The following is an 18,120-nucleotide window of genomic DNA, read 5'->3' on the forward strand; positions in this document are numbered from 1 at the left end:
AGCAATTTGCAACCATGGAAAATATGAATCTCCAGCTATTAAGCCTGTTTTTGGACAAAGAAATTTACCTCGTCCCAGGCGAAAAACATGATTACACAAAGTTCCAAAGTCGCAGGGAAGAGCCGGTCGATGCTTCCACGGAATCGGTCGAAACACTCGACGAAACACCTTCCATCACATTTGAGGGAGGATTTGAAAAAGGTATCCTCGTAATCCACGAGGAAATGGACCTGAGAGCCGAACTCCGCGAGATGCTATTCAACTTGTTTGGTGCGCTGCAGTTTTCTCTGAAGGATATGGCACTGGTCTCTGCGGAACATTTGGAAGGTCTTCCCATGGAAAGCATCACCAATCTAGGACCTTCCAGGGTAGTCGTGTTTGGTTTGGTAAGGCATGACCTGATGTCCTTTCAGAAAAGCAAATACGAAATCGTACAAGAAGATGGGATTGAATACCTGTTTGCCGACTCCTTGGGGGCAATTTCCGAAAGCAAGGAACTGAAGAAACTACTTTGGAAAGAAATTCAGATACTGTTCAACATCAAGAAATAAAACTCATGGAAGGAAAAAGTGAACAAGCGAAATGGCTCAGGCGTTTTCGAGCCATCAGTATCATCGAAGGGATTTCCTTTCTGCTGCTGCTTTTTGTAGCGATGCCGCTGAAATATGTCATGGATATGCCCTTGGCTGTTACATATGTTGGCTGGGCACATGGGGTTTTGTTTGTGGTTTATGTGTACATGGTATTTCCCACTGCGCACAAACTTGATTGGAAATTCGGCAAAACATTTTTCGCACTCGTCGCAGCGATACTGCCCTTTGGCCCCTTTGTGTTTGATAGAAACCTGAGTCCCGAGGAACGGGAAATGGCGCGGCATTAACAATTCAACGAATGGCCCTGATCAGCAGGAAAAAGATCATCTACCATATTTCGCCTGGCTTGCGCAAGTTCTTGCAGGCTTATGGGCGGGAGGTGGAAGTTCCGATACACTACAGGGATTTGTTGCGGTATTCGGGTTCTTTCCCCTTATATGATTCTAAAGGAAACGACACCCACTGGGAGACAGTACTTTTTGCAGAATCAGACCGGGAGGACATTCATTACAACGTCAAGAAAATCTATGCTTTGCTAAAGGCGGAGGGCGACATGTCGGTCATGCAGCACCTTTTTGTCGACCGCATCGACCTGTGCATCTATGGCAATACGCAGCCGTTCCGTGTTAGAATTGTCAACAAGATCAACGATAACTTTGACTATTTCTATATCAAGAACGCGGATGCTTCACGTGTTTATGGTCTGGAATTGGAGCACTTACTTTCGCCCAACCGCATCAACTACCTGGTTCATGAAGGAACCCTAATCGAAGAACATATTGCGGGAATTCCAGGGGAGCAATTTATCAAAAAACATCTCAATGATCCTTCCCTCAACGTGATTCGCTTGGCCAAGGAGTTTGTAAAATTCAACGAACGTTGCTTTGTGAGACTTTTGGGCGATATGCATTCCTCCAACTTTGTGGTCGATGTGACGCCTGACTTTGAAGAAACACACTATAGGATTCGGGCGATTGACTTTGACCAACAGTCTTTTGAAGGAAAAAAGTCCGTTTATCTGCCACAGTATTTCAAGCAAAACAACCCTTTGATCCAATTGGGAATCAAGCATATCACGCCAGAATCCATGGTACAATACCAGCGCGAGGAACGTGCGCTGATTGCCAACCGACTCAAAAACTCTTCAAAAGAGATCGAAGACCTTCTCCAGGCGATGGAAAACGACGTGATCTCCACAGCCGAAAACATCGCCTCCCTCAGGCAGGAGCTTGCCAAACACTACAACAATCCAAAGTTTCTGGACTGCAATAACATGGGACATATTTTGCGGGAAAGCCTGGAGATGGTGAGGAAAAAAGGATGAGACTCTTGAAAAATTCCTCTCCCCAAATTAAAAAGGGAGCTCATCCATATTGAAAGCACTTTCAATCTCCAAAAAACGATAGGGCCCCAAAACGCCGTTTTTTTTGTTTACGGCAAATCAGAGCCCCATCAACTCATCTTATTCACAAGATTACTACGTCATGAAACCAATAAAATCTTGCCGTTTCTCCCGCCTTTCTCGTATGCTTCCAATGCTTCTTTGAACTGCTCCAAGGGATAGGAAGCCGCTACGTCCAATTTGACGCTCTGTCCCAAAAGATGTGAAAAAACGGTCTTGAATGCTTTTTGCCTCGCCTCTGCCGACAGGCTTTCGATCCAGGTAGTCAGCCAAAATCCTTCGACTTTGAGATTTTTGAAAATCAGCAATCCAGAATTAAGGGGAATACTCTCAAGGCTCAGCAGGCCAAAAACCATCATTCGGCCTCCCGGACGAAGACTCGCCAAAGCCCTTGCACCCAATGCGCCGCCGACTGCATCAAACACCACATGTACTCCTTCCCCAGTCTTTTCCATGACTACTTTTTGAAGCTTTTCGGTTTCGGTGTTTATCACCAAATCGGCCCCCATTTCTGTCAAATAGTCCTTTTGGGCATCCTGCCTCACCGTACACGCGACTTTGATGCCTTTTTGCTTCGCAAATTGTATGGCCAATTTCCCAAAGGCGGAAGCGCCCGCAGTGATCAAGAGCCAATCCCCGGCTTGGAGCCCGCTGGTTTCAACCATGGCATATGCGGTCAAAGGATTGACAAAGGCCTGACAGGCGATCTCGTCGGGCATCTGAGGCGGAACGGGAATGGCCATGGCAGCAGGCACGCAGACGTACTCCTTCCAGGTTCCAATGGCCGTGAAGACGACCTTTGTGCCGACGGGAATCGTGTTTTTCTCGTCGGTTTTTTCCACAATTCCCACCGCTTCAAAACCAGCGCTACTGGGAAGTCTCGGCGTAATGCCGTACATCCCCCTGACAAACATGATGTCGGAGGGGTTGATATTGCGTGCGGTTACCTTGATCAGAACTTCGTGCGCCTTTGGTTGGGGAATCGCCGCCTCTTCGAGTTTCAAAACCTCAGCAGGCAGACCGGTGTGGTGGAAAATGATTTGTTTCATCTTTGGATTATTTGGGTAAATCTGGAAAGGCAAGATAAGTAAAAATCACAGCCATCGTGCCCCGAAGCCTCCAAAACCCCAAAGAAACCGGGATTGTTTCCATCGTTATGGAATGAGGGTTTTCAAAAACACAAAACCGATATGCTGAAAACCTACTGTCAAAAAATAGGGGCCGCATTGATGCAGTTGGCAGTTAAACTTCAAAAAAGCTGCCCGACGTCGTCCACGATCTGAATTGCATTTTGTTGAATGGGCAATTGTCGATAATTAGTTCGGATTTTTAGGCCAGTGATAGCCAATCAACGATTGTTTTTCTAACTTGTCGATAAACTCAAATAACCTTTAGAAATGGATTTATCATCACTCTTTTCTCTAGAAAACAAGGTAGCCTTGATCACAGGGGCAAGTAAAGGGATAGGTTTTGCCATCGCCGAGATTTTTGCCGCTGCAGGAGCGAAAGTGGTCATCAGCAGCCGAAAGCAGGAATCATTGGACGAAATGGCGGCCCAACTTCGGCAAAAAGGCTACGATGTCACCGGCATCGCCTGCCATGTCGGCCAAATGGACGCCCTCGAAAAACTCGTCGATGCCACCGTCAAACAGTACAACCAAATCGATATCCTCGTCAACAATGCCGCGACCAATCCGGTATATGGACCTGTCCACGATACGACTTTGGAGGCATTTGATAAGATCATCGACGTCAACCTGAAAGCGCCTTTCCACCTGATGAACCTGTGTTTCCCGTACTTGAGGGCCTCTTCCGGTGCATCTGTAATCAACATCAGTTCGATCGGTGGAATATCTCCCGAACCTGGCTTGGGCATCTACAGCGTCAGTAAAGCTGCCTTAATTTCCCTTACCAAGGTATATGCCAAGGAATGGGGTGACCACAAGATCCGCGTCAATGCGATTTGTCCCGGCCTGATCCAAACAAAATTTGCAGAGGCCTTGTGGAGCAACGAAAAGCTCATGCATCAGATGATGAAGATGATGGCGATAAAGCGCATTGGCGCTCCTGAGGAAATCGGTGCTGCGGCCTTGTTTTTGGCTTCCGCAGCTTCATCTTACACAACGGGGAGTATCGTCACCGCAGACGGGGGATTCACGATTTAAGGTTAGCGCATGGAATTTATCACCCAATTTTCAGGAGAAAATGTGCAGCGCTTGCTGCCGAGATATGAGGCATTTTTGGAAGAAAATGTATTCCCAATCGAAATGGAGGCCATCTATGGTTCGTTCAGAAACACCTTGCCCAAACTGAAAGCTATAAGGCAAAAGGCCAAGGATTTAGGCTTATTTGCGCCACATCTTCCGATCTCTTCAGGTGGGCTGGGGCTAAGCCTAACGGAATTTGCAGAAGTCTCCCGCATCTTGGGAAGAAGCCCCTTGGGACATTATATCTTCAACTGCAACGCCCCCGACATCGGCAACATGGAGCTGATGCACAAATTTGCCCATGCGGAGTTAAAGGAAAAATACCTGCATCCATTGGAAAAAGGCGTTATCCGAAGCTGTTTCGCGATGACCGAACCGCAGCATGCGGGAAGCAATCCAGTCCATCTTTCTACGACCGCGGTCAGGGAAGGAAACGAATACATCATCAATGGTCACAAATGGTTTACCACAGCCGCCGACGGGGCGGCATTTACGATCGTGATGGCTGTCACCGACCCTGCAAACCCGAATCCCTATCAGCGGGCAAGCATGATTTTGGTGCCATTGGATAATCCGGGCTACAAATTGATACGCAATATCCCCATCATGGGCGATGCCGGCGAGGATTATCTCTCCCATGGGGAAGTGAGGTTCACGAATTGCAGGGTGCCAGTCAGCAATCTCATCGGCAAGGAAGGAGAAGGTTTTGCCTTGGCGCAGGAAAGACTCGGACCCGGCCGCATCCATCATTGCATGCGCTGGATTGGCATTTGTGATCGGGCCTTGGAAATGATGTGCCGCCGTGCCATTGCCCGGGAACTCGACCCGGGTAAGCCTTTGGCAGCCCAGCAAACCATCCAAAACTGGATCGCCGAAACTGCAGCCTCCATCAAGGCCTCCGCCCTACTCGTCATGGCGACCGCCCATAAGATCGATACCCAAGGTGCCAAAGCCGCAAAAGAGGATATATCCACGATCAAGTTTTTTGTATCGGATGTATTGATGAAAACCTTGGACCACGCGATCCAAATCCATGGCGCACTCGGCATTACCGATGATACGCTCCTCTCCTTTTGGTACCGACACGAGCGTGGGGCACGGATTTATGACGGTCCGGATGAGGTGCATAAATCAGTTTTGGCAAAGAAAATCCTCAAACAATACGCGCAGGGATGAACAAGGAACCACAAGGACTGGAAAACCTATTCCCCTATCTGGAAGCCCATCTGGACATTCACGCCACGGATACCGTCATTACCCAATTCAAAGGCGGCTACTCAAACTTGACGTTTTTGATTCATACACCGGAAAAGGACTGGGTCTTGAGAAGGCCTCCATTGGGACTCAGGATTGCCAAGGGGCATGATATGGTGCGGGAGTATCGGATTTTGGAGGCTTTGCAAAAAGCAGGTTATAATAAAGTCCCCAAGCCCGTCCTATGCTGCGAAGACGAATCTGTCATTGGTGCGCCTTTTTTCATCATGGAAAAAGTCGATGGGCTGATCCTGCGCAACAAGATTCCCGCAGACTTGGACTTAGGTCCAGGTTTTTTCCATCAACTATCCATCAATACCCTCGACGGGCTGTTGGAACTCCACCAATTGGAAATGGAGCAATCCGGCTTGGCGAAAATGGGCAAACCTGAGGGATATGTGGAAAGACAGGTAATTGGCTGGTCGGAAAGGTACTTACATGCCAAGAGCCATGAGTTGACCGAAATGGAGCGCACAAGTCGCTGGTTGCTGGAAAATATGCCTAAAATCGAGTTTAGTGGCTTCATCCACAACGACTACAAATATGACAACCTTGTCTTGGAAAGTCCAGGAAACCCAAACATCAAGGCCGTTTTGGATTGGGAAATGGCTACCGTCGGCGATCCCTTGATGGATTTGGGAACGAGTTTGGCCTATTGGGCCGAGCCGGACGATCCGGTTATCCTCAAATTGTTCAACTTGACGCATTTCCCTGGAAATTTTACGCGGCAGGAAGCCATTCAATATTATGCATCCAAAAGCCCCCTACCATCGGACAATATGTTGTTTTACTATGCCTTTGGGCTATTCAAGGTGGGCGTGATCGCACAGCAAATATTCAAGCGCTACTCCTTGGGCTTCGCGAAAGATGAGCGATTTGCCGGCCTGATCCATGTGGTCGAAGCCTGCGGCAAAAAAGCCATGAAAAGTATTGAAACCGAAAAGATTTAAACCGAAGACCATGAAAATCAAAAATGTTTGCATCCTTGGCGCTGGTACACTTGGTACCCGTGTGGCTCTCCAGGCCGCGTTATCGCAATTCAACGTCCGCATTTACGATATCAACCCAAAGGCCTTGGATACATCCAAGAAGACAATGGAAACGATCGTCCACCAATTGGCGAAAAGCAGTGGTTTTGAAGCGGACTCGGGGTTGAATGCGATTCAAGGCATTTTTTTCACCGACAACCCACAAGTTGCGGTACAAGATGCCGACATCATCAACGAAAGCGTTTTGGAAAATGTGAAGGTGAAAAATGAGGTTTGGGAACTGTTTGGCCAAATAGCGCCTGAAAAGACCATCTTTACCACAAATACCTCGTTTCTCTTACCCTCCATGTTTGCAGAGATTTCGGGAAGACCGGAGCGGTTCTGCGCACTTCATTTCCACGATGTGTTTTATGCGAAGGGCGTGGACATCATGCCACATCCCGGCACTGATCCAAAATTGATTCCTGTTTTGGAGGCATTTGGTAGGTCCTTGGAACAAGTGCCTGTCGTGATCCAAAAAGAAAACCATGGCTATCTGTTCAATGCCATGCTTGGGGCGATTCTCAGCACGGCCGGCAAACTGCTTGCGAATGGTGTCGGAAGTGTCGAAGCCATCGATAAATCATACATGGTCAACTTCCGCGTGGATATGGGACCTTTTGCCATCATGGACAGCATCGGTCTGGATACGGTATGGCATGTGACGGTCAACAACAACGAGGAAGGCTCGAAGGCTTTTGCGGCCCTGCTCAAAGGAATGCTGGATCAGGGAAAAGCAGGCGTAAAGTCGGGTGAAGGGTTTTACAAATACCCCAATCCTGCTTTCAGGCAGCCTGGTTTTCTGTCCTGAACAAAATCGAACTTCATAAGTTTTTTTAATGGGAATCTGGAATTTGACTTATTCCCGTATATTACATTGCCTTTTCATCCACAACTAAGCGCATGAGGTTATTTATGACTTTTTTGCTGTCGATGCTTTTTTGCATTTCCAGCGCCCAAGAATTCTTTTCCGATTTCGAAAACCTGCCTCAAAGCATTTTTTCCCAAGCGATGTTAGTCGATATGGGTGAGGAAAGAATCAGTTTCGATGAACTGCTAAAACGAGAGTCAACACTCACCTTTTCCCCTCTCGGAAATCCAAACACAAATCTCGGCTTCACGGACCACCAATATTGGGTGAAATTCTCTTTGAGCAACCCTGGCAAAAAGCCACAGCGTATCTTCCTAGAAACAGGTCGGCCCATCACCGACGTGGTGGAACTTTACCAGGTGAATGAAAGTGGTATGGAGTTTCGCCAAAATAGTGGGGACTTGGTACCCTTTGATGCACATCCTTTTCGGCATCGGAAAATAATCTTTCCGATCGAACTGGAAGCGGGAAAATCCTACACCTTTTACATCAAATATGAGAGCGATGGGGAAGTCATCAACCTTCCGCTGAATCTATTTGATGCGGAGGCCATGGTTGAGCAGTCTTATTTCGACCAGTTGATATTTGGCGCCTTTTATGGGATCTTGTTGTTGGCCGGCGTCATCTATTTGTTTTTCTACTTTGGCATCAGGGAAAAAAGCTTTCTTCTCTATTCGGCTTATGTGTTGTCGATCATCCTTTTGCACCTTTCGTTGGATGGGTATTTCTTTCAGTATTTCACTCCTGACGGAGGTTGGTTTTCCCAGCAAGCAGTATTGATTTTTGCCACCTTGTCTGCTATGGCCTTTGGCAGATACGGGCAGATCTACCTCGACGTAAAATCCTATAGTCCCGGACTACACAAGTCGTTCAATGGCCTGATGCTGATTTTGATTGGGCTGTTGGTCTTGGTGCTTGTTGTTCCCGCAGGGCAGAAGTTTTATTACCCCTCAGTCAACCTGTTGGGGATTTTGGTCCTCTTCCATGTGATTTCGGCCTTGGTAATGGGCTACATCCGCAGCAAAAAGCCGGATATTTTTTTCAGTTTGGGTATCGCGTGTTTTTTCCTTGGCTTCACGGTCTTTATCCTGAACAACTTCAGCGTGCTGCCCAACAACTTCATCACCGAGTTTAGCTCCAAATTGGGTACTGGACTGGAGGTCATGTTCCTTTCGCTATCCATGTCCAACAGGATCCGATTGCTGAAAAGCGAAAAGGAAAAAATGCAAGCCATCGCGCTTCAACAATCAGAAGAGTCCAATCAGATCAAATCGTTTTTCCTGTCCAATATCAGCCACGAACTCCGGACGCCACTCAATGCCATCATTGGACTCTCCAAAACCATCAAAGACAATATCCCTGACCCCGCAATCAAGGGTAACCTGGAGGTAATAGAATATTCTTCGCTTGGCTTACTCAATGCCATCGACGACATTTTGGACTATTCCAAGATTGAGAAAAAAGAACTTAAGTTGGAATATAAACCCTTTGATCTGCACAGGGTCGTCAAGGAAGTGCACAGTATGACCGAGAAGCAAGCGAGTGACAAAGGTCTCAAATTTGTCTTCGAGGAAATCATGCAAATGCCGAATTTCGTCATCGGCGACCGGACCCGAACTAGGCAGATTCTGCTCAATGTTCTGAGCAATGCGATCAAGTTTACCCATGAAGGTCAAGTGAAACTCGCCATCAAAACCGAAGCCATCGGAGAAAACCGAAGCAAAATCGTATTCACGATTGCAGATACCGGCGTTGGAATCCAGGCTGAAAAACTGGACAGGATATTCGAATCCTTTATCCAAGAGCAAATTGACGACAAACGAAAATTTGGGGGATTCGGCTTGGGACTCTGTATCGTCAAAGCTCTCGTAGACCAATACGGCGGCAAGCTGAACCTTGATAGTACTCCCGGACTGGGCACTAACGTTTCAATCGTTTTGGAACTTGACCAGCCGGAGCCAAAACCGCAACCCGAACTACCCAAGGCAGCAGCATTCGAATTGGCACAAAAGCATTTGCTCGTGGTAGAGGACAATCCAGTCAACCAATTGGTAATGAAATCCATCCTGAAAAAATGGAAAAACACCAGCTTCGATGTGGCTTTCAACGGATTGGAGGCTTTGGATAAACTGAAAGCTGGAAAGTTCGACTTGATTCTGATGGACCTCCAAATGCCCGAAATGGATGGCTATGAAGCGACAGAGGCTATCCGAAAAGGGGCCTGCGGCAGTGCTTACCAATCTATCCCCATCATTGCCGTAACCGCTGACGCCACGGAAAAAGCAAAATCCCGCGTCTTCGAAGTCGGTATGGACGACTATACCACCAAGCCGATTGATGCCGAAATTCTTTACTCCAAGGTTAAAAACGCCTTGGTGCTGCAGGCTGTGGAACTTAATGGAATTATTTAATTGCCGATCTGAGACTCAACCAAACTTTCCCGATTTTGTCAACTTTCTCGATTCAATAGATACCGACCATCAAAGTCCGAATCTATACTGTACACCGGTAATTATTTGTTGCCTGGTACCAAGAAAACCATATTCCAGCCTTAGCATCAAGTGTTTGCTGAATTGATATTGGGTTCCAACAATAAAATTCCAAGCGTTGGCAGGTCTTTTGTCCATTGAGTATTCGACAGTAGAATACTGATCATCATTCAGTGCAGCATCTGCCGCGACAAGTATCTGACTTGCCCTAGTCAGTGCTGAGTTAGCGGCATTGTACTTCGCTATATTGATCGGATTTCTTTGGTCAGTCGGTGAAAGTCCTTCCCACCAAGTATCAACCTGGGTCTGCGCATTTTCGACTTTCTCAAATCCTAGGTCAATTTTTGGCTGTAACTCCTCAACGGGTACGACGTCGCTGAGCTTAACAGAACCATTGGTCTCTGAATTGAGGTGAACTCTAAAGGCACCGACCCAAACTGCTACAGCCCTTTGAGGCTTTTCGAGTTTGAAGTTTTTTCCAAGCCTGGGCCCGAAAATGAATGTTCTTGCAGGCTGCGTCAACTGCGGTACATCTGTCCATGCCACATTCATATCAAGGGCCAAAAAGCCCCCTCCGACACCAATGGTAGGTGTCATTCCTATTCCAAAAGTGCTGGCATTGAAATCAACTTTGGAGCCTGATGTCATTACCTCGGTATAATTATTTGTAGAATCTGGGAGCCAAAGTCCAAAACCAACATCCGTAGATGCTTGGGTACGTCCCAAAATCGCATAAACATTTAGGAATGGGAACAACCAGATATCAGGCCTCACCGAAACGGCACTCGCAGCAGCGACCGCCTTGTTGAACCGGATCAAGTCGTCAACATTGTACATTTGCCCACCATTAAATCCCACCATCAAGTTATCTATGACGATGTCCGATTCTTGCCAAAAATATTGGGAACTCAACCCTGCAGAATATGGAAGATCATACCCTGCCTTTGTTGCCTTCGCTCCCCATATCGGCAATGAATAAGGGTATTCTGAATCTTTAAGACTATCCCTTTTGGATTGATTCTTCTCACCGACTACTTTATTCGTAAAAACCTGCGCATGTGCACCGGAGATTACCAACAAAAATGCGACACTAAGTAAATACAAAGATCTCATGGGAATTTTGCAGACTTTTGTTGAAGATGTTAGAAAGATGAACACTAAGGGATAATTGACTTATCGCTGATAACAAAAGGCGATCAATATTCCTTTGCACTGTATAAATATCGTGAAAAATGAATGAAGAATTGTTTCGTACGAGGGAAATTGTTGGCATAATCCACACCTGTCGAAATGGACGCTTTCGCCTCAATAGCGAACAATTTATTTTTGAGAACTTCTGAATCCATCAGAGTTAGTAGAGCTTAGATGGCAGACCCTATGATGTCGCACTAATACCTATTCTTTCAAGAAAATTGCAACCTTAAATCGGTCTCTGATTCGCCAATCATTAAAATTTAGCAAATTAAACTCGACTAAGGTGCGAAATACAGGTCGGTGTCCGGATGCTTTCAATAATCTAAAAACTCACATTTAGTGTCCCGACGTTAATTTTTTTATCTTTACCTAAAGCGATTCAATGCCAATTATTTTCTATCCCAATGAACGAGCACCCGATAATTATATTCATGGCATTATTGATATTGGCTTTTGGAATTTTCTCCAAAAAGGTCGAAAAAACGATAATCTCTCCTCCCATGGTTTTTGTTTTAATTGGGTTGATAGTTAGCTTTTTGGGGATTGAGTTTTTGGAAGAGGGACCAAAAGCTGGGATTGTTAAACCTTTCGCCGAACTGACCCTAATCCTTGTCCTGTTTATTGACGCATCGACCATTAACCGCAATGTACTGAGGTTGGATATGTCGCTGCCGTTAAGGTTGTTATTAATTGGATTGCCACTCACAATGTTGCTAGGAGCGCTGCTGGCATTACCTCTTTTTCCTGAAATTAGCACGGTAGCGTTGGTTATGATGGCATTCATTTTATCCCCAACTGATGCTGCGTTGGGGCAGGCTGTAGTCACAGGAGAGCAGGTTCCATTGAGAATCAGACAGACAATCAACGTCGAAAGTGGATTAAATGACGGTATTGCCCTCCCTCCGATTTTGATTTGTTTCGCCATACTTTCTGGAAAAGCCGGAGGCAGCACAGATTTCTCTTATTGGTTTACCTTTATTGTCAAGCAATTCCTTTTTGGTCCGATCATCGGTGGGTTTGTTGGCTGGCTGGGCGGAGTCATTGTGGAAAAATATTCCAAAAAAGGATGGATGAGCCATACTTACCAAATGTTGGCATCCGTTGCAATTGCCATTCTTGCATATTCCTTGGCCGAACATTTGGGTGGCAACGGATTTATCGCGGCCTACTTTGCAGGATTGATGCTAGGAACACAATCTGAAATGATAAGAGAAAGGATACGGGAATTTGGAGAAGCTGAAAGTCAGGTTCTGATCATGTTCATATTTCTTCTTTTTGGAATGATCCTCCTTCCGATATCTTATCAATACTGGGACTGGAGGGCTTGGGTGTATGCTGTTTTGAGCTTGACTATTATCAGAATATTACCTGTGGCCCTGAGTCTCATAGGATCTGGCCTGGACAGAAAAACGGTCCTGTTCATAGGGTGGTTTGGACCTAGGGGAATCGCTTCCGTGCTTTACCTTCTGATGGCAGTAATCCAATTGGGTGTAGAGGGATATGAAAAAGTAACTGCGGTAATTTCATTGACCGTCTTCTTAAGCATTTTTCTTCATGGCCTAACCGCCCTGCCATTTTCGAAGCTCTTTTCTGAAAAGGACGAAAGCCCATCGCCATCCAAACAAACATGAGTCTTCACCACATCATTCTCTTCAAAACTCTCAAACTTCGAGTCTAAGTCTGCTTGAATTGCAACAGGGTTTTACAAAATCGCTACCTGAATTCGGGCATGAAAAAATTGTGTTGCACCTTTCAGTTCGAACCGATGCAAAATCCCATAGCCGTACGCTAATTCGAACCTCAGGGATCGCGACATATACCAATTGATCATAGGAGTCAGCCTCCAAAACCTGCCCCCCGCTACTACTCCCCCGTCTAAGTCAAGGTTTGAAATCCGAACCAACCCTTCAAGTTCCCCAAATCCGCCTTTAAAAACGGATTTATTCACGGGTACAAACGCATACACCCCACTCGTGGTACTGTAGGGTCTCGACGCACCCGTGAGAATGTAACTGATAACAGCTTCTCCTCCATGAAAAAGCACTTTCCCTGCGTTGTTTACTTCAAACTTGTGCCAATGGTACTCTGAACCGATCATTAGTGGACCCTCGGTGTAGTAAATCTCCGCCCCAACGTGATTGGAGTGTTTCGATTTGAAGTTATCCGTGTCAATAAAAAAAGGTGCGGGATTGGATTCTGGGCGCGATTTTAATCTCATCTCCCCCGATTCAACCTTTCCAAATCGATAGCTTAGTCCTAAATGAAGTTGCTTATTCTCCCTCGGTTGAAAGATAGGAAGCCACCCTATTCTCGCCGCAGTTTGCCAGCTGTAGGTCGAAAACGCCTGGCTTCTTGAAAAGAAATCATCGTAGATTCCTACATTCCACAGGATTCTTTTCTTTGGCCAAAAGCCAATCCACTTAATCCCATCGGCCAAAATCGGAATAACGTCCAATGCCATTTGCCGCTCCATGGTCCAGCCTGCATAACCATTCATGACCTTGTTGAGTGAATAACCTTCTTTGGTCCTTCCGACGAAAATATGGCCTGAAATCTCCGGTACAGCAATGGTCACCCCGGATTCGCGCATAAACCATTCCCGAGTGGGTCCATCGTACATGAGTCCTGCCTTCCAGGATATCATTCTCTTGGTCCGGAGTTGTCCGTTAACAAGAATCCTAAAATCACGCGGTTTGAACTGATTTTCAAGCGAAAGCCCGGCGGAATCCATTTGTTGCATTGCGGCGGCGTCCTGAGAATAACCAGCAAACTCATAAAGAAAACCCATGCCGACCCGTAAGCTGCTGAATCGCCCGGTAAATATGATTCGGTTCTTGAGGAATTTCTTCTTCTCGAGGGAATCGATCGGTTCCAAATATTCTCCCATTGTTCCATCAGGAATGAGTCTCCTCTCTGTTTCTTGAGCAACTGCCAAAGAGGTAATAAAAAGCAAAGTCAGGATTAGCCTGACGGCTAATCCTGAAGGGAAAACAATCGCTGACAGTCTAATACAAAAATCCTGAAGCATTTTTTTGTCTTTTGCAACAGACATCAATGCTATGTGTAGCACTTTTTTTATCTGGCTAAAAAATTCCAAGCGGAGTAATAAATCCTACCGTAAACCTTCCTGTGGTGCTGTTCTGTGCTCCAAATCGGTTCTGGGCATAATCCGAATAGTCATAAACCCTCCCTACCCAGTTGGCGAAAAACCGAAAATTCAGGTTACTCCAAGGGTACACCTCGACAGCAGGAATAAAGCCCCACGCGTTCCGTATGTTTTGCTCGCCTGTAAGGTTTTCGGGATCGTTGAAGCTATTGTTCCAATTGGCAATATCGAGCATGCCCACGAAGGTAAGGTGTACTTTTTGGCTCACGATATAGCGTAGGTTGATCCAGTGACCGATGTAAACAGTATTAGACACAGAATATGGAAACAAATCATCTGGAATTGTTTGGCTAACGATACCTGTGCGGTCCAATCGCTCATCACTCCATTTGAAATCATAGATAAATCTGAATCTCGGAAAGAAATTGAATTCGTTACCTAGTGCTATGTAGTTCATATTTGCACTCCGTCCGCTTAGATCCTGCGCTTCATTAAAAAGGGAGTAGGACCAGATAGTCTTCAACTTTCCATCAAACAGGCTTCCTCGCCAATTGGAAACGAAGGCCAAAGGTGCCTTGGAAGCCGTGTAATTAGGCTGGGTCCCATACAATTCCTCGAAAGTTTTGGTTCTTGAGTCGAGTATCTGAAAGGTCCACTGATTTTTTGCGCTTGGGGTGTAGGTGAATCCTACACCACTCAGGAAGTTGTCTGCGTACTCTACAATGTCCGAATATTCGTAGATATCGATTGGATTCCAATCAAATTCCCAAGCCCCCCAATCAGCACACATCTTTCCGGCTGAAATACTCCATCTTGAGTTTATGTCCACGCGGATATGGGCCAAATCTACAGATCGACTTAAATTGTCTAGAGACTCAGAAGTCTGCGCACGGGTATACCGATCCCGAAATCGGAAAAAAACCTTTTCGTGGACTTGTCCCCGAATCTCCAAACGAAACTGCTCATTTTTGAACCTGGATTGCGTGTATGCTCCGTCGACAAATTCATTTCGAAAGGCATAATTCATGTTGGCAATCATGCTCACATTTTTGAGCAAGCCCTGCTTGGACTCCGGGATCAGGGTTCTTATGGACGTAGTGTCACCAATCTGACGCTCTTGTTTTTGCGCCCACACAAAAGCGGGCAGCATGAAAAGCAAAAGCATCCATATTGCACTGTTGAATGATTTCATACCGGTATCATTTACAGAGTGAAAGAATAATTTGTATTACTTATTGATAGGAATGACTACTTCTGCCCTGTCAAAGCAGCGGGATCCAATAGCTTTTTGATTTGATCTTCGGTCAGCAGTTTCTTCTCCCGGATGAGTTCAAGTATTCCTTTTCCGCTTTCCAAGGCTTCCTTGGCCAGTTCAGTGGTTTTCTCATAGCCCAAAACTGGATTGAGCGCAGTTACAATCCCAATCGTCGTTTCGAGATAGCGTTTTAAAACCTCTTCATTGGCAGTGATTCCATCAATACAGTTGGTGCGGAACAAAGGCATCACCTTAAAGAAAAGCGCTTGAGATTCCATGATTGAAGTAGCGACCACGGGCTCGTAGGCATTTAGCTGCAGTAGACCGTCGCGGGAGGCTATCGTGACTGTCACATCATTTCCCATTACTTTGTAGCACACCTGGTTCATCACTTCGGGCATTACCGGATTTACTTTTCCGGGCATGATCGACGAGCCCGGCTGCAATGCCGGCAAATTGATTTCAAAAATCCCATTTCGCGGACCGGATGTAAGGAAAATCAAGTCACTGCTGATTTTGGACAAGGTTACCGCAAGATTTTTATAAGCTGAAGAAAACATCACAAAGCCTTGCATGCTGCTGGTAGCTGCAATCAGGTCCTTTGGTCCGACAAAAGGCTTTCCCGTGATTTTAGCAATCTGTGCCACGCACTTCTCTGCATAACCGGGCGACGCAGTAAGTCCGGTACCAATTGCCGTCGCCCCCATGTTGATCTCATACAAGTAGGTTTCACTTTTACGGAGTACCTCTATGGCGCCGTCAATTTGTGAACCAAAGGCGTGGAATTCTTGACCCAGCGTCATCGGCACGGCGTCCTGACCTTCGGTACGGCCCATCTTTACCAGGTTTTTGAATTCCTCGCCTTTTTTGTGAAAGGCTTGTGCCAACAACTCCGCTTCTTTGATCACTTTGTCATTATGCAATATCAGCGCAATATGAATAGCGGTAGGATACACATCGTTGGTCGACTGACCCATGTTGAGGTCATCGTGGGGTTCGATGAATTGATACTCTCCCTTTTTCTTACCCATCATCTCCAGCGCGATGTTAGCCAATACCTCGTTGGCATTCATGTTGGCAGAAGTACCCGCACCACCTTGGTAAAGGTCTGTTAAGAACTGATCATGATATTTGCCATCTATCACGGCAAGGCAGGCCTTCTCGATAGCCGCCATCCGCTCTGGCTGCATTCTACCTACCTCCGTATTGGCGCGGGCAGCCGCCAGTTTTACGATCGCATAGGCCTTGACATAATCTGGGTAAAAATTGGTCTTTACGCCACTGATTGGAAAATTCTCGAGGGCACGGAGGGTTTGAACGCCATAGTACGCATCATGTGGGATCTGCTTTTCTCCCAACAAATCCTTTTCCGTACGGAATTGAGGGGGCTGTTCAGCCGGTGTTTTCTTTTGTGCCTGTGCATACTGAGGGGCAAATAGCATCAGTATCGGCAATGCGATGATTAATTTGATCTTATTCATACCTTATGCTAGTTCAACTATGAAAATGGATGTTTAGACTTCACGGGCTGCAACTGGAAATCGTCTATGGATTTTTTCCCAGCCTACATCGAAATACCTCCCCTTCGAAATGACGTTCATAATACGCGTTAGTAGGTGAAGAAAATCTCCTGCAATTGCTTCCTGTCTTTTGTTCTTGTCAGGGCCAGCATCAGCAATACCCTTGCCTTCTGAGGAGTCAGGTCATCCGAAACGATGGTACCCAATTCATCGTCATTGATTTCGTCATGCAGCACTACCCGGCCGGACGGTGCCCGGCTGGCACGGCAAACTACAATACCGGCGGCAACCGCGCGTTTCACGGCATCCATATAGGCCTTGTTGAAGTTGCCATTACCCACACCGGCGATTACGATGCCATCCACTTTCTTGCTGATGAGGAAATCAATTTGATCCCCCGGGGCATCGGCATACATGTACACGATATCAACCCTTGGTAATTTGGTATCAGCTCTTAGCTGAATGGGTTTAGGGGGGTTCACTTCCCGAACAGATCGTGAGTAATATTCAACCCTTCCGTCGTAAGCTTGGCCAATAGCGCCTGTATTAGGAGAATCAAAAGCATTCGTTTTGGTGGTGCTCATCTTCATCACTTCCCGTGCATCGAAAATGCCTTCATTGAAACTTACCAGTACACCCCTGCCTTTCGTTTCGGGATTAATCGCTACCGTAATGGCATCGTACAAATTCTTCGGACCGTCAGCGCTAATCGCTGTAGCAGGACGCATCGATCCGGTAAGTACTACCGGCTTGTCAGATGGAATTACCAAATCAAGAAAATATGCGGTTTCTTCCTGCGTATCGGTACCGTGTGTTACGACGATGGCATCGGCTTCATTCTTGGCAAAAATTTCATTGGCGCGAATTGCCAGTTTTTTCCAGATTTCAATGGTCATATCCTGGCTGCCTACGGAAGCAATCTGCTCACCGGAAATATTCGCGATCTTCTTTACGGAAGGGATCGTTCCAATCAGATCGTCAATTGGGATTTTTCCGGCTGTGTAGCCGGCCCTGTCAGCAGATGCCCCTGCCCCTGCAATCGTTCCGCCTGTTGCCAAAATTATCACCCTTGGCAATTGAGGCTGATTCTGGGCCTGAACTTGAATTACCAGGACCAGAAATGCAAAAATTGAAATTAGCGTTTTCATGTTGTTGCAATTTTAGTTTTTATTAATAATTAAGTTGTCTACAATAAGAAGGT

At 46.3% G+C, this 18,120-nt stretch carries 15 protein-coding genes; 9 read left to right on the top strand and 6 right to left on the bottom strand.

Annotation, left to right across the window (positions count from 1 at the left end):
- The first annotated feature begins 23 nt into the window (after positions 1 to 23).
- The 3 genes from C943_RS12665 to C943_RS12675 are packed head-to-tail and all read left to right on the top strand — an operon-like array spanning position 24 to position 1,917.
- Positions 24 to 551, top strand: a complete 528-nt coding sequence (locus C943_RS12665) for a hypothetical protein (protein WP_169334622.1) — start codon at positions 24 to 26, stop codon at positions 549 to 551.
- 5 nt (positions 552 to 556) lie between these two features.
- Positions 557 to 880: a DUF3817 domain-containing protein gene (locus C943_RS12670; protein WP_008628394.1), complete on the top strand. Its 324-nt coding sequence runs from the start codon at positions 557 to 559 to the stop codon at positions 878 to 880.
- An 11-nt stretch (positions 881 to 891) separates the two neighbouring features.
- On the top strand, positions 892 to 1,917 hold the full coding sequence (locus C943_RS12675) for a hypothetical protein (protein ID WP_008628395.1): 1,026 nt from the start codon (positions 892 to 894) through the stop codon (positions 1,915 to 1,917).
- A 158-nt stretch (positions 1,918 to 2,075) separates the two neighbouring features.
- Here C943_RS12675 and C943_RS12680 read toward each other — a convergent pair whose 3' ends face one another.
- Positions 2,076 to 3,044, bottom strand: a complete 969-nt coding sequence (locus tag C943_RS12680) for a zinc-dependent alcohol dehydrogenase family protein (protein WP_008628400.1) — start codon at positions 3,042 to 3,044, stop codon at positions 2,076 to 2,078.
- Positions 3,045 to 3,392: 348 nt separating this feature from the next.
- Between C943_RS12680 and C943_RS12685 the strand changes: the two genes are divergently transcribed.
- From C943_RS12685 to C943_RS12705, 5 genes are all read left to right on the top strand, one after another.
- Complete coding sequence (locus C943_RS12685; RefSeq protein WP_008628416.1) at positions 3,393 to 4,160, top strand: glucose 1-dehydrogenase; 768 nt, start codon at positions 3,393 to 3,395, stop codon at positions 4,158 to 4,160.
- 9 nt (positions 4,161 to 4,169) lie between these two features.
- Positions 4,170 to 5,378, top strand: coding sequence for an acyl-CoA dehydrogenase family protein (locus tag C943_RS12690; RefSeq protein WP_008628417.1), 1,209 nt, complete (start codon positions 4,170 to 4,172; stop codon positions 5,376 to 5,378).
- Positions 5,375 to 6,406, top strand: a complete 1,032-nt coding sequence (locus tag C943_RS12695; protein WP_008628420.1) for a phosphotransferase family protein — start codon at positions 5,375 to 5,377, stop codon at positions 6,404 to 6,406. Before C943_RS12690 ends, C943_RS12695 begins: the two co-directional genes overlap by 4 nt.
- Before the next feature lie 10 nt (positions 6,407 to 6,416).
- Positions 6,417 to 7,295, top strand: coding sequence for a 3-hydroxyacyl-CoA dehydrogenase NAD-binding domain-containing protein (locus tag C943_RS12700; protein WP_008628422.1), 879 nt, complete (start codon positions 6,417 to 6,419; stop codon positions 7,293 to 7,295).
- 92 nt (positions 7,296 to 7,387) lie between these two features.
- Complete coding sequence (locus C943_RS12705; protein ID WP_245545543.1) at positions 7,388 to 9,766, top strand: hybrid sensor histidine kinase/response regulator; 2,379 nt, start codon at positions 7,388 to 7,390, stop codon at positions 9,764 to 9,766.
- 69 nt (positions 9,767 to 9,835) lie between these two features.
- On the opposite strand, the gene C943_RS12710 is transcribed toward C943_RS12705, so the two are convergent.
- Positions 9,836 to 10,957, bottom strand: coding sequence for a hypothetical protein (locus tag C943_RS12710; protein WP_008628424.1), 1,122 nt, complete (start codon positions 10,955 to 10,957; stop codon positions 9,836 to 9,838).
- Positions 10,958 to 11,538: 581 nt separating this feature from the next.
- Here C943_RS12710 and C943_RS12715 point away from each other — a divergent pair.
- Positions 11,539 to 12,669 carry a cation:proton antiporter gene (locus C943_RS12715; protein WP_008628426.1) on the top strand — a complete coding sequence of 377 codons (1,131 nt, stop codon included), beginning with the start codon at positions 11,539 to 11,541 and terminating at the stop codon, positions 12,667 to 12,669.
- Positions 12,670 to 12,740: 71 nt separating this feature from the next.
- On the opposite strand, the gene C943_RS12720 is transcribed toward C943_RS12715, so the two are convergent.
- The 4 genes from C943_RS12720 to C943_RS12735 all read right to left on the bottom strand — a co-directional run bounded on the left by C943_RS12720 (position 12,741) and on the right by C943_RS12735 (position 18,067).
- The gene (locus C943_RS12720) at positions 12,741 to 14,090 is read right to left on the bottom strand and encodes an OprO/OprP family phosphate-selective porin (RefSeq protein WP_008628428.1); all 1,350 of its coding nucleotides are present in this window, start codon (positions 14,088 to 14,090) and stop codon (positions 12,741 to 12,743) included.
- Between the two features lie 31 nt (positions 14,091 to 14,121).
- Positions 14,122 to 15,336, bottom strand: a complete 1,215-nt coding sequence (locus C943_RS12725) for a porin (protein WP_008628429.1) — start codon at positions 15,334 to 15,336, stop codon at positions 14,122 to 14,124.
- 56 nt (positions 15,337 to 15,392) lie between these two features.
- The gene (locus tag C943_RS12730) at positions 15,393 to 16,880 is read right to left on the bottom strand and encodes an aspartate ammonia-lyase (RefSeq protein WP_008628433.1); all 1,488 of its coding nucleotides are present in this window, start codon (positions 16,878 to 16,880) and stop codon (positions 15,393 to 15,395) included.
- A gap of 128 nt (positions 16,881 to 17,008) precedes the next feature.
- Positions 17,009 to 18,067, bottom strand: coding sequence for an asparaginase (locus tag C943_RS12735; protein ID WP_008628435.1), 1,059 nt, complete (start codon positions 18,065 to 18,067; stop codon positions 17,009 to 17,011).
- Positions 18,068 to 18,120 lie beyond the last annotated feature (53 nt).

It is taken from the genome of Mariniradius saccharolyticus AK6 (assembly GCF_000330725.2).
In the GTDB taxonomy this organism is placed as follows: domain Bacteria; phylum Bacteroidota; class Bacteroidia; order Cytophagales; family Cyclobacteriaceae; genus Mariniradius; species Mariniradius saccharolyticus.